Consider the following 13,257-nt stretch of genomic DNA (forward strand, 5'->3'; position numbering starts at 1 on the left):
GCGTGCGTCGGCTCAGCTTCCCGCGGCTTCCTCGCGAATTTCCCGATTGTGCTCGCCGAGGAGCGGCGGGGGCCGCCGGTAGACCGGGCCGGACTCTGCGAACCGGAACGGTAGCGCCAGCGACTTGACTGCGCCGATCAACGGGTGCTCGAGCTCGACGATGAGGCCTCGGGCCCGCAGGTGCGCGTCCTCGAGCGTCTCGTCGGGGTAGTTGATCGGGCCCGCCGGAATGCCGGCGGCCACGAGCGCCTCGATCCAGTCCGCCGCGTCCCGCTGAGCGAGCGCGCGCTCGATCAGCGGAATCAGCTCCGCGCGGTGAAGATTGCGCTCGGCATTCGTCGCGAAGCGCGGATCGCGCATCACGTGCTCCTCGATGCCGAGCACGGCGCAGAACCGTGCCCACAGCCGCTCGTTGCCGACGGCCACGATCATCACCTTGTCCCTGGCGCGCACGGGCTGGTAGGGCGTGACGGTCGGGTGCGCGTTGCCGAGCTTGGCCGGCCGCTCGCCGGTCGCGAAGTAGCTGCCGGCGAGATTCGCGAGCCACATCGCCTGCGCCTCGACCAACGAGATATCGATGAGCTCGCCCGTGCCGCTCCCGCCGGCGCGGTCCCGAGCATAGAGCGCGGCGAGCACGGCGAAGGCGGCGTAAAGGCCGGCGGACAGATCCGCCATCGGCGTCGGAAACCGGCACGGCCCGCCGTCCGGCGGCCCGGTGAGCGCCATCAGCCCGGCCTCGCCCTGCGCGATGATGTCGTAGCCCGGCCGCCCCGCCTTCGGCCCGGAATGGCCGTACCCGCTGATCGCGACGTATACGACGCGAGCGTTCCTCGCGCGCACGGCTTCGGGATCGATCCCGGCGCGGCGTAACGAGGCCAGGCTCGGATTGTTCGTCAGGAAGACGTCGGCGCGATCGACGAGAGCATGCAGCACCGCGAGATCGCTCGGCTCCTTGATGTTCAGCTCGATGCTGCGCTTGTTGCGGTTGGCGGCGAGAAAGTATGCGCTCTCGCCGCACAGGAACGGCGGGCCCCAGCCCCTCGCCTGGTCGCCGATGCCCGGCCGCTCGACTTTCACGACGTCCGCGCCGAGATCGCCGAGCAGCATCGCGCAGTACGGGCCAGCCAGCGCCTCGGTCATCTCCACGACGCGGACGCCTTCGAGCGGTGGTCGGTCGGTCAACGAAGCTCCCGGGCACATCATTTATACTTTGCCGGAAGTATAAGCCGTCGACCTTCAAGGAGGAGCGAGTGAAGAACGTAGCCGTACGCAAGATCGAGCGGGCGCCCAAAGACGTCGTCGATGCCCTGGGCGAGCTCGGCGTCGCCACCGTGCACGAAGCGCAGGGGCGCACGGGCCTGCTGAACGCTTACATGCGGCCGATCTATACCGGCGCGAGAATCGGCGGTAGCGCCGTCACGGTCCTTGCTCATCCCGGCGACAACTGGATGCTTCATGTCGCGGTCGAGCTCTGCGAGCCGGGCGACGTCGTCGTCGTTGCGCTCAGCAGTCCGAACACGGACGGGATGTTCGGAGAGCTGCTCGGCACGTCGTACCAAGCTCACGGCGTCCGCGGCCTCGTGCTCGATGCCGGCTGCCGAGACGTCCGCGAGCTCACCGAGATGCGTTTCCCGGTATGGAGCCGGGCAATCTCCGCGAAGGGCACGGTGAAGGCCACCGTCGGGTCGGTGAACGTGCCCGTCGTCTGCGCCGGCGCGCTCGTGAACCCCGGGGACGTGGTGGTCGCGGACGACGACGGCGTCGTGGTCGTCCCGAGGCGCCGGGCGGAAAGCGTGCTGCAAGCCGCGCAGAGCCGCGTGGCGAAAGAAGAGGAGAAGCGCAAGCGCTTGGGCTCGGGCGAGCTCGGACTCGATCTCTACGGCATGCGCGAGCCGCTCGCGGCCGCCGGCCTTGTTTACGTCGATCGGCTGGAGGATCTCGACGAGTAGGTGTTCCGCGCGCAGTCGCGAATCTGCAACAATATCGAACCTTCTTTCTCCCTGATATAGTCCTGTTCCCACGACTTCTTGATCGTATCGTTGCGATGGCACTACAATTCCTCGCGGCTGCGCACGGTTGCGCAGCCGTGAGGGGGCCCGTTTGAGACGAACGAGAACGTCCGGCCTTACCCGCCCGGAGCTCGCTGCTCGACGACGCGGCACGCCGCGCCGAGGGCCCGCGTACCCATCATTCTGACGCCGGCCCGGGCCGGCGCAGGCCGGACGCGGTGTCGGGACTATAGGGGGGATCAGATGGAACACCGAAAGCTTTCTCGTCCGGACGCGCTCGATGCCCTGCAGCGCCTCCGCCTGCTCCGTCTCAGTCTGCCCGCCGCCGCGTGCGCGGCGATACTCGCCGTCGATCAAGCCGCCGCACAGGAGCTCGAGGAGGTCGTCGTCACGGCGCGGTTCCGCGAGGAATCGCTCCAGGAGACGCCGCTCGCGATCACCGCGATACCGGCGGAAACCCTCGAGGTCAACGGCGCGACGAACGTAATCGACGTGGCAGACTGGGCGCCGAACGTGGTCATCGATCAGCTCGGATCGGGTTGGGGGCCGACGCTCGGCGCGAACATCCGCGGCCTCGGTTACGGCGACTTCAAGGCCACCTCCGAGCCCACGGTCACGATCTACATCGACGACGTCGTCCTCGGCCGGCCCACCGGCGCGATCCTCGACCTTCTCGATCTCGAGCGCGTGGAGATTTTGCGCGGGCCTCAGGGAACGCTGTTCGGCAAGAACTCGATCGGCGGCGTCGTGCGCCTGATCTCGCGCAAGCCCGGCGAGGGCGATCAAGGCGGGAACGTCGAGGTGACGGTCGGCACGTACGACAGGCTCGACGTGCGCGGATCGTTCGAGACGACGCTCGTCGAGGACAAGGTGTTCTCGCGCGTGTCGTTCGTCTCGAAGCGCCGCGACGGCTGGCAGAACAACGTCGATTTCCGCTGCTACATGATCGAGCGCGGCACGCCCGAGCTCGCGGGCGTCAACGACGGCATCGTCGGATGGGACTCCACGACGAACACGCCGATCATGGGCGTGGCCGGCAGCCCGGAGGACAACGACTTCGCGCTGCCCACGCGCACGTCGACGCGCGGCACGGATCGCGACTGCGTCGTCGGCACGTTCGGCGACGAGAACGTTCAGGCCGCGCGCGGGATGCTGCGATTCATTGCCAGCGACACGTTCGAGGTTTTGCTCGCCGCCGACGTCACCGATCAGCAGGCGAGCAGCCCGTACGACTTTCTCGAGAACGCGAACCCGAACACGAATCTGGGAACTTTGTACAACAATGCGGTCGCGCTGCCGAATTGGGGAGTGCCTTGGGACCAGCGGTTCGTCCCGGACGACGAGAGCATCAACTTCTCCGGCTTCAACGACAACAACGGGCTCGACGGCGGCATCGAGACGCCGAACATCAACAACTTCAACCACTGGGGCGTCAGCAGCACGTTCGACTGGACCTACGACGAAGTCGCCGTGAAGCTGATCCTCGCGCACCGCGAGCTCGACGCGCAGTGGGGCCGGGATTCGGACGCCTCGCCGATGCCGATCAACCACACGCTCGATACGTTCCGGGACGATCAGGACACGGCGGAGCTGCGGTTCAGCGGCAGCCTGTTCAATGACCGTACCGACTGGACCCTCGGCGGATTCTATTTCGATGCCGACGATTTCAACTCCAACATCTCCGTGCTCTTTCCGTGCCTCTTCCCGACGGCCTGCATCGATCGCGTGGACACGCAGAACACGCGGAACACCGGCATCTTCCTCAACACGGTCACCGCTCTCACCGATCGGCTGTCGTTGACCCTGGGCCTGCGCCGCAGCGAGGACGAGAAGAAGATCCTTCAGGAGCGCTTCGACCGCGAAGGCAATCCGTGCTGTGGATTCGAGACGTTGACGCTCGTGACTGCGAAGGCGACGGAAACCGATCCGATGATCAGCCTCGCCTACGACGTCAACGAGGACATGATGGTCTACGCCACGTACCAGGAGGGGTTCCGCGGAGGCGGCACCACGGCGCGCCCCACGGCGACGACGCGCGTGCCTTTCGGGCCGGAAACCCTCGAGAACTTCGAGGTCGGCATCAAGTCGGATTTCCTGAACAACCGCCTGCGCTTGAACGCCACCATCTACGACATGGACTACGAGGACATGCAGACGGGCACGGCGGGGCAGGACGAGCGCGGGCAGCCGGCATGGGTCACGAGCAATGCCGGGACCGCGCAGATTCGCGGCTTCGAGATCGAGCTGCAATCGACGATCGGCGCTCACTGGCTCGTCGATGCGACGCTCGGCCGGATCGACTTCGAGTACGTCGATGCGCCGACGATCGAGGACTGCCTCGCCGCCGGCTTCCCGGCCTCGAGCTGCAGCGGCATCGACCTCGACAGCGCTCCGGCGCGCACGCCCGACTATACGGCGTCGCTGAACGTCGGATGGCTGGCCGATCTCGCCAACGGGTCGCAGTTCTCCGTCCGGGTCGGATCCACGTATCAGGACGACACGTTCTTCGGCGCGAACGACGACCCGCTCACGCGCTCTCCCGCGTATTCGCTCGTGAATGCCCGCGTGACGTGGGTCTCGCCGGACGACTCGTGGGAGGCCGCGGTGTTCGGCACGAACGTGACCGACGAGCGCGCCATCCAGAGCAAGCTCAACTTTCTGAACCTGTTCGGCAGCATCCAGACGACGTACGTGCGTCCGGAGGAGTGGGCGTTCTCGATCAGGAAGCGCTTCTAGCCGAGCACGCGCAGCTGCGCGCCTTTGCGGCCCGCCCGAGGGGAGCTTCGCGCCACCTCTCGGCGCGGGCCGATCTTCATTTTCGCCACTTCGTCCACGATATCGGGGCGGCCTCGTCGGTTAGAATGCACGCGCGCGCCCAGCCGGACGCGCGAGCACGAGCCCTGATCGTGACGGACATCCATCTTCAAGACCCGGCGCCCGCCGGGAAGCGGTCCTACGCGGATCTCTGGTACGCTGTCGCGCTCTTCCTGGCCGCATCGGTCGCGGTCGCATGGGGCATCCGCGCGCAGGGCGGCGTCCTACCGACCCACGATCCGCGCATCGCTGCATTTTTCCTGGCTTACGGCCTGCTCACGATCTCGATCGGGTATCCGCATCCGCACTTCGGCTACTACTCGTTCGATCGTGTTTCCCAAGTCGCGAGCATCCTCGTCCTCGGGCCCGTCGATGCGGCATGGATCAACGGCCTTGCGTCGCTGATCTACCCATGGCATCGGCTGTGGAAGGGCGTTTCCGCGAGCTCCGTGCTCAACGCGTCCATCAACAACTCGGGGATGATGGCGCTTATGATTCTGCTCGCGGGCTCGCTCTACACGGCGCTCGGCGGCCCGGTTCCGCTCCTCGAGCTCACACCGAGGACGGTCGCGCTGCTGCTCGTCCTGGTTCTGGCGATGCAGCTGCTGAACGACCTCGCGATGCTGGGCGTGTTCCGCGTCACCGGCTTGAGCCCCGCGAAATTCTTCAACGTGTTTTCGGTATGTCTCGAGCTCGGTTCTTCCGCTGCCGCCGTGCTCGTGGCGATCGTGTTCAACACGATGGACCGGGAGGTCCTAACGTTGCTGCTCGGCGTCCTCACGCTCGGCATGCTCGCGATTCGGCAGTTCGCGAACATGCGCCACCGTCTCGAGCGGCTCGTGCTGGAGCGCACGAAGGATCTGCACGAGAAATCGATCGAGCTCGAGCGGCAAGCCACGCAGGACATGCTCACGGGCCTCCACAACAGACGCTACGCGGACGAGTTCCTGGCACGGCAGTTGGAGGGCGGCGCCGCCGACGCCTCGCGCTTCGTGATCGCGTTAGCCGACATCGACTTCTTCAAGCTCATCAATGACGGTTACTCCCATGCGATGGGGGACGAGGTGCTCCGGCGAATTGCGGACATCTTGCGGGCGCGGTGTCGCAAGACCGACGTGATCGCCCGCTACGGAGGCGAGGAGTTCCTCCTGTGCTTCCCCGAGACCGACGCGGATGCCGCGGCGGCGTTGTGCGAGGAGCTGCGGGCGGCGGTCGAGCGCGAGGACTGGTCGCCATTGGGGTTGAGGCAGGGCGTTACGATCAGCTTCGGTATCGCGGCCTGCGCACCCGGCGCGACGAGCGCTTCGCTGCTTCGCGCCGCCGACCGCTGCTTGTATGCCGCGAAGCGGCGCGGACGAAACCGCGTGGTCGCCTGACGACCGCGAACGTGCGCTGGCGACCGCCGGATTGGCGGCTCGATTCGGTGAACCGTTTCCAAAATTTGAGCCCTGGGCATCGGTCGCCAGGTTGCGACAGCGTTCCGGCCCAAGTCCGCTCGGCGGGATCAGCAGCATTGGGGCAGGCTGCCGCCGCGGCTGGCACGGCCCTTGCTGATCGCCCTCAACGGCCATTCATTCATCCAGCAAAAACAGCAGAGCCGACACCGAGAGTGCCCGAGGATTCAGATCGCGCCGCCGAGCTAGTGCTCGCGGCCGAAGATTGTGCCGCAGGTCAGCGCCAGATCGTGGCGAGCTTGGCTGCGCTCGGCGCCGACACGGCGCACGCCGAGCAGCTGCTCGCTCTGATGGAGGAGCTCGCCCAATCGCTCAGGGAGCACCTGAGATGGATCGAGCGCGCGCAGAACAGGGGGCGCGAGACGCCGACTTCCTAGTTCCTTGGAGGACGGCGAGGGACGGAGGCGGGAACGACTCGCGGGCCCCGTGCTGCACGGCCGCTCGCTACGGCGGCGCTGAGTCAGACCGTCTTGGCGTATGCCGCGCGCGCCACCACGTCGCGACGCGTGCGAGCGGGCCCCGGAGGAGCAGGTAGGGCACGAAGGCGAGCAGCAAGGCAACGATGACCGCCTCGCCGGGATAGAACATGTCGAGAACCATCAGCTGATAGACGACGTCCATGATGAGACCGAGGAGGATGATTCTGGACGTGGCGATTACGCCTTCCCGCAGGCGAGGACCGCGCTCCTGCCGACTGCCGAGCAGCGTCCAGAAATAAGGCGAGCGGCCGGTCCTTGCATCCTCGACGCCGTCGCGCATCGCAACCAACGCCGCCATCGCCGGCTGAAGGACCAGACGGAAGGTCATCGGCCCGCTTGGGCGATCGGACAGATCCTGCCAGATCCGTTGCTTGACGTCTGACGAGAAGCCGTACCACAGCGAACCCGCAACGATACCCGCGACGATGAGCGTCACCGCGGTCCGCGCAAGTAGGACCTGATTTCTCGAAGGGCCCTCTGCCATCGCATTCCATCAAACCGAGGCGGGCCGACATCCTATGGTGTCGCCAATTGCGTGGGCTATTGGACATTGGGGCAACTTCGCTGTGACGGCGGCGGTTCACGCTTGCGAAAGTGCTGGAGCCATAGAAGGCGCGACGCCACCGGCCCACGCAACGGCTTCGCACGCATACACCCGCGTGCCGGCTATCTCGAGCTGCTGGACCAAGATCCATCGGACGATACGACCAAAGCTGTATTGGCTTCGAGAAAGCGTCGTGCAACCGTTTGTGAAGGGCAACGACGCAAGCCGACGGCGTGCATCCAAGCAATGGTTCACGCCCATCGAACGAATCTGTGGGCTGATGGAAGTCGGCGAACCCATGGGAAAATCAGCAGTAGGAGACTGACAATGGCGCAATCCGCGAAAAGGCAAAGGCCGAATATCGTTCTCATCGTCTCCGACGACTTCGGCTACGGGGATTCCGGCGTATATGGAGGCGGCGAGAATCGCGGCATGCCGACTCCGAATCTCGACCGCATGGCCGCCGAGGGCATGCAGTTCCTGTCGTTCTACGCGCAGCCAAGCTGCACACCCGGCCGCGCCGCAATGCTGACCGGTCGCATTCCGAACCGCAGCGGTATGACGACCGTTGCCTTTCAGGGGCAAGGCGGCGGCCTGCCGGCAGCGGAGTGGACACTCGCTTCGGTTCTCAAGACCGGCGGGTACAACACCTTCTTCACGGGCAAGTGGCACCTCGGCGAGTCCGACTATGCGCTTCCGAATGCGCATGGCTATGACGAGATGAGATATACCGGCCTATATCATCTCAACGCCTACACGTATGCCGACCCGACCTGGTTCCCGGACATGGATCCGGCCCTGCGGTCTATGTTCGTCCAAGTGACCAAAGGTTCGCTCTCCGGGAAGGCGGGCGAGCCGGCGACAGAAGACTTCAAGATCAACGGCCAGTACGTCAATACACCGGAAAAAGGCGTGGTCGGCATTCCCTTCTTCGACGAGTACGTCGAGAAGGCGGCGCTTGAGTTTCTGGACAGAAACTCGAGTCCGGCGCAGCCTTTCTTCATGCATGTCAATTTCATGAAGGTGCATCAACCGAACATGCCGGCGCCGGAGTTCCAGGGCAAGTCGCTTTCGAAGAGCAAGTACGCCGATTCGGTCGTAGAGAACGACACGCGTATCGGCCGGATCATGGACAAGATTCGTTCGCTCGGCCTCGACAAGAACACGTATGTGTTCTGGACGACGGACAACGGCGCCTGGCAGGACGTTTATCCTGACGCCGGCTATACGCCGTTCCGCGGCACTAAGGGAACCGTGCGCGAGGGCGGCAATCGCGTTCCTTCCATCGCGTGGGGGCCGGGAATCAAGGCCGGATCGAGGAACGCCGACATCCTTGGCGGCCTGGATTACATGGCGACGTTTGCCTCACTCACCGGCGTGAAGCTGCCGGAGAACGATCGTGAGGACAAGCCCATCATCTTCGACAGTTACGACATGTCACCAGTCCTGTTCGGTACCGGGAAATCCGAGCGTAAGAGCTGGTTCTACTTCACCGAGAACGAGCTGACTCCAGGCGCTGCGCGGGTCGGCAACTATAAGGCGGTGTTCAATTTGCGCGGCGACGACGGCGCGAACACGGGAGGCCTCGCCGTCGACACGAACCTGGGTTGGAAAGGCGCGCAATCCTACGTCGCGACCGTTCCTCAGGTCTTCGATCTGTGGCAGGACCCGCAGGAGCGCTACGACATCTTCATGAACAACTACACCGAGCACACTTGGACGTTGGTCACTATCAACGAGGAAATTAAGGAGTTGATGCAAACCTATCTGAAGCACCCGCCGCGCAAGATTCAGAGTGAAACCTATGCGGGCCCTATCACCATCGCGCAATATCAGAGATTCCAGAACCTACGGGAGCAACTCGCGAAGGAAGGTTTCAACATCGGGCTGCCCACGGGCAACTAGTCGGTTGTGCCGTCCGCGCTCGACGCGCCGAGGTCCAATGACCGGCGGGCGCTCGATCTTCCGATCGACTCGAGTGGACGCTACGAAAGGGAGAGCGAGCACGCTGCGGCAGGCCAGGTGAGGCAGAACGTCGCGCCTCCAGCCTCGTTACTCTCGGCCCAGATCGATCCGCCATGCGCTTCGACTATGGTCCGGGTGATCGATAGCCCCATGCCCAGGCCCTCGCGCTTCGTTGTGTAGAACGGCTGAAACAGCTTCGGCCGCACGTCTGGCGCAATCCCGTGTCCGGTGTCGGCGACCGCGATCGTCACGCTCTGGTCATCGCTGTCGCGAACGCATACCACGATCCGCCGGTCACCGTCCGGGCGAGCCGATACCGCATCGAGAGCGTTCAAGACCAGGTTTAGTAGAACCTGCTGCAACTGGACGGGATCCGCCAGCACACACGCCCCGCCGGCAGCGTCGCTGTGCACCATGATCCGTCTCGCCGTAGCCTCGGCATCCACGAGCCGGTGAAGGTCCTTGAACATGCCCTTCAGGTCGACCGGCCGTCTCGTGACGCTCTGTTTCCTCATGATGCTGCGAATCCGGTGAATCGTCTCGCCGGCACGCTGCGCGTCCTTCTGTATGTCCTCCAGGATTTCCTGCACTTCGTGCAGGGCGGGTGAAGTCTTGCCGAGGACCATTCCCGCTGCCCCCGCATTGCTCAGGATTGCACCGAGCGGTTGGCAAAGCTCGTGGGCAACGGATGCCGTCAGCTCGCCCATCGTCGCTATCCGGTTCATGTGAGCCAGCTCCGAGCGGTGTCTTTGCAGCTGGAGCTCCGTTTCCTTCCGCTCGCTGATGTCCGTGCAGCAGCCGACGAGACCCGCGTAGTCGCCTTTGAGTGAGAGGCGCGCCAGTCCCGTGCAGAGCATCCAGCGATAGGTCCCGTCGTACCGGCGCAATCGGCACTCGACCGTGAAGTCATGAGGATCGATCAGGCTCCTGTCGAAAGCCTCGGAGCATCGTGTAACGTCGTCGGGGTGGAGCTGTCCGAGCCAGGTCTTGTCGAGCGCGTCCTCCGAGCTCAGGCCGGTATAGTCCATCCACATCTTGTTCACAAACACAAACCGCCGATCCGGACCGGACATCCAAATCAGGGCCGGGGCCGTATCAGCCATCGTTCGCAACCGGTTCTCACTCTCTCGCAGCTTCGACTCCGCTCGTCGACGGCTCGATCGTTGCACCAACAGCGCTGCGATCATCAATGCCTGGATGGAGAGAATCGAAGATGCGGCCACGACCTCGCGCTTGTGCTGGCTCCAGAGGGTAGGTTGCCGATTGAGCATGACGGCATCGGGCGGTAGTGCCTCCTCGCGAAGGCCCCATCGGTCGAGTTGGCGGGAATCGATGATAGTCGTGAGATTCGAGGGTGATTGCGGAGGAAGCCCCGCGGGGTCGGAGCCTTCGAGGACCGCCATGGCCAGGTGCGCAGCTTCCGCACCGTGCTCGGCGAGACTGTACATTCGGCCGCCGACGATTCCTCGGCCGACGAACTGATCGACGAAGCCGTACACTGGGGCGTTCGAGGCTGCCGTTATGCTCTGCGCTGCGACATGCGGCACGAACGCAGTTCCGGCTCCATCGCGGAAGATGGTCGAGTAGAGCACAACGCTATCGCGAGGCAATCGCCGGAGCTCTGCCAATAGCGCGGGCATCGGCAGCTCCGTCAGATAGCGAAATTCGTACCGTTGCTCGAACGGCCGAAGCTCGTCCTTCGCTTGCTCGATCAGCCTCCGATCGAACTCGGATGTTCCGCCGACGAACACGAAGCGGCGCGTTTTCGGCTGCAGTCGGAGCGCCAGCTCGACTGTAGGTGCGAATCGCCTCTCGAGCAGCACACCGGTCACGTGCTCAGGCAGAACGCGGCCGTGGAGTTCCCAGGGATCGACGCCGGCGAAGACGATGAGCGCCTCCGGAGCGAAGGCGCCGCCGTAACGCAGCACAAAGTCGAGCGCCGGACCCATCACTGCGACTACCACGTCGATCTTCGTGTCCGCATACTTGATTCGGAGATGATCGCGCAGACGCAAGGGATAATCCCCGGAACCCAAGCGGGAGAGATCCATATCTTCGCGATACAGCACGATGGAGCCGGACGATGCGGACGAGAACGTGCGAGCGAGGCTCGAGTCGAAGGCGGAAAGCCCGGGGAGCTCCCTTCGCTCGTCGTACAGCACAAGGACGTTTGCGGCGATGGCAACGCAGGGCGCCGCGAGGGAGAAGAGGGCGATCCCCGCGAAGACAGTGAGCAGCGACGGAAAGGTCCGGCTCATCCCATTCTTCCTACCGATGAGCACAAGATACCCGACGTCGAGCTGCAGGCGAACAAGGCCGCGCCTGGAAACGGCAGTGGACGTTGGTCCAATTGCACGAGCCGGGCCACGTGGCTAGGCGGCCGGGTCTCGCAGCTTCGCTCGCGAAAGACGTCCGACCGCGTCGAGCGCGGTGATGCGAATCAGTGCGTTGCTTGCAGTCTCGGTCGCGACTTCGAGAACCCGCCTCGTAGCTCGGAGGTGGCTCATGGCCTCGCGAGCATGCTCCGAAGGCGTGCGATGATCGCTCCGGTCCTGCGGGCATCGTCCTCGATGTCTTCGAGAATGTCGAACAGCACTACCGAGGGCCCTTGTGCTCTCATCGCCAGGCCGACTTGGGCATTTGTGAGAATGGCGGTGACCGGCTGATTCAGCTCATGCGCCAATGCGCCGGAAAGCTGGCCGAGCGTTGCGGCCCTCATGGCCCTGCCGAGCTCGAAGCGGAGCGATTCCCGTTCTTGTTCGGCGCGCTTTCGGTCGGTGATGTCGAAGTGCGCGATGACTGCACCGGAGGCGTTGCGAAGGGGCGACACACGCTGCGAATACCAGCGGATGTCGTCCTCCAGCGGGCAAGCGTACTCGTATTCGAACAAATCCGTCGAGCCTGCTAAGACGCTTTCGATGCCGGCAAGAACACGTGCGGCATCCGGGCTGCTGCTCGCCGCCACTCGTAGTGCGCCGACGTAGTCGGCGCCCGCGGCAACCGAGTCGGAACCGCCGCGCAGCCTCGCGAGCTCCTTCCACGCAGCGTTCACATGAATGATCTTTCCGAAGCTGTCGATGATCGCGACCTCCTCGACTAGGGAGTCGAGGACTGTGCTCGAAAGGGGGAAGGACGGCTCGGAATCGCTGAGCATTGCGTTCCTCGGTATCGGCCGCGAGGCTCCGGGGGTTGAATGCCGAGGTGACGTCGATAGCGAGTCTAGTCCATCGCAGAGCGCGCTTCAAAGCTCGTTCCATAGGAAGGGTCGAGGCGTGCACGGGTCGGCATTGGTCAGTCGGGGGCGACCCCTAGTACGTCCCGCACGGACGCGAGCAACGTCGCGCAATCGATGGGTTTGCGCAGATAGTGCTTCGTGCCGAGTGTCCGGCATTCGTCCTGAGTTCGCTGGGCATCGTCTGCGGAGATTACGATGACGGGGGGCGGATTCGTCATTCTCGACATGTGCTCGAGAAGCTCGAGGCCCGTCATTTCCGACATCTGAAGGTCGAGAACGATGCAGTCCGGCCTCCGCTCGGAAAGCGACGCCAGGAAGTCCGCGGCTGACTCGAATGCTTCCGCTCGATAGTCGGCCAGACGAAACAGGCGAAGGAGCGCCTTCCGCATCGACTCCTCGTCGTCCACGACGGCGACGTGCACCGTGGCTCTGCCCATGCGTCCACGTCATAACCCCGCTGCGGCAACCATGGCAATACGCCTTTCGGGGCTGATGTCGACGCCGTTCGAGCCAAGCCATACGCTGTCCCGCTCGGGCGCACTATCCGCAGCGCACGCTCGACGACGCAAAAAGCGAGGACTGGCGCAGACTGTAGGATCAGGCGGGTAAGCGGACTGTGACGGACGAAGGTGGACGGTAGGTTGGCTCCCCGGGCCGGACTCGAACCAGCGACCAATCGGTTAACAGCCGATCGCTCTACCAACTGAGCTACCGGGGAAGCGGTACCCAACTGCGGTCGGCATTTTGCCAAGAGGCG

General features: G+C 64.4%; 10 protein-coding genes and 1 tRNA gene. 5 read left to right on the forward strand and 6 right to left on the reverse strand.

Going from position 1 to position 13,257, the window contains the following annotated elements; all coding sequences use genetic code 11:
* Positions 1–12 precede the first annotated feature (12 nt).
* The gene (locus VF329_04480; protein ID HEX7080249.1) at positions 13–1,182 is read right to left on the reverse strand and encodes a CoA transferase; all 1,170 of its coding nucleotides are present in this window, start codon (positions 1,180–1,182) and stop codon (positions 13–15) included.
* A gap of 68 nt (positions 1,183–1,250) precedes the next feature.
* Between VF329_04480 and VF329_04485 the strand changes: the two genes are divergently transcribed.
* The 4 genes from VF329_04485 (at position 1,251) to VF329_04500 (ending at position 6,654) form a co-directional block, all read left to right on the forward strand.
* Positions 1,251–1,949, forward strand: a complete 699-nt coding sequence (locus tag VF329_04485) for a 4-carboxy-4-hydroxy-2-oxoadipate aldolase/oxaloacetate decarboxylase (GenBank protein HEX7080250.1) — start codon at positions 1,251–1,253, stop codon at positions 1,947–1,949.
* 303 nt (positions 1,950–2,252) lie between these two features.
* Complete coding sequence (locus VF329_04490) at positions 2,253–4,745, forward strand: TonB-dependent receptor (GenBank protein HEX7080251.1); 2,493 nt, start codon at positions 2,253–2,255, stop codon at positions 4,743–4,745.
* Positions 4,746–4,915: 170 nt separating this feature from the next.
* Positions 4,916–6,199: a GGDEF domain-containing protein gene (locus VF329_04495; GenBank protein HEX7080252.1), complete on the forward strand. Its 1,284-nt coding sequence runs from the start codon at positions 4,916–4,918 to the stop codon at positions 6,197–6,199.
* A gap of 233 nt (positions 6,200–6,432) precedes the next feature.
* Positions 6,433–6,654: a hypothetical protein gene (locus tag VF329_04500; protein HEX7080253.1), complete on the forward strand. Its 222-nt coding sequence runs from the start codon at positions 6,433–6,435 to the stop codon at positions 6,652–6,654.
* A gap of 67 nt (positions 6,655–6,721) precedes the next feature.
* Here the strand turns inward: VF329_04500 and VF329_04505 are convergent, their stop codons facing one another.
* The gene (locus tag VF329_04505; GenBank protein ID HEX7080254.1) at positions 6,722–7,192 is read right to left on the reverse strand and encodes a hypothetical protein; all 471 of its coding nucleotides are present in this window, start codon (positions 7,190–7,192) and stop codon (positions 6,722–6,724) included.
* A 435-nt stretch (positions 7,193–7,627) separates the two neighbouring features.
* Here VF329_04505 and VF329_04510 point away from each other — a divergent pair, with 435 nt between their 5' ends.
* On the forward strand, positions 7,628–9,205 hold the full coding sequence (locus VF329_04510) for an arylsulfatase (protein ID HEX7080255.1): 1,578 nt from the start codon (positions 7,628–7,630) through the stop codon (positions 9,203–9,205).
* Between the two features lie 80 nt (positions 9,206–9,285).
* Here VF329_04510 and VF329_04515 read toward each other — a convergent pair whose 3' ends face one another.
* The 4 genes from VF329_04515 to VF329_04530 form a co-directional block, all read right to left on the reverse strand.
* Positions 9,286–11,523 (reverse strand): ATP-binding protein, encoded by a 2,238-nt coding sequence (locus VF329_04515; GenBank protein ID HEX7080256.1) that lies wholly within the window; start codon positions 11,521–11,523, stop codon positions 9,286–9,288.
* A 245-nt stretch (positions 11,524–11,768) separates the two neighbouring features.
* A complete protein-coding gene (locus VF329_04520; GenBank protein ID HEX7080257.1) occupies positions 11,769–12,419 on the reverse strand; it encodes a PAS domain-containing protein in 651 nt (216 codons plus the stop codon).
* 137 nt (positions 12,420–12,556) lie between these two features.
* Positions 12,557–12,937 carry a response regulator gene (locus VF329_04525; GenBank protein ID HEX7080258.1) on the reverse strand — a complete coding sequence of 127 codons (381 nt, stop codon included), beginning with the start codon at positions 12,935–12,937 and terminating at the stop codon, positions 12,557–12,559.
* Positions 12,938–13,142: 205 nt separating this feature from the next.
* A tRNA-Asn gene (locus VF329_04530) sits at positions 13,143–13,218 on the reverse strand.
* Between the last annotated feature and the right edge of the window lie 39 nt (positions 13,219–13,257).

Source organism: Gammaproteobacteria bacterium (assembly GCA_036381015.1).
Lineage (GTDB): Bacteria > Pseudomonadota > Gammaproteobacteria > Steroidobacterales > Rariloculaceae > ZC4RG20.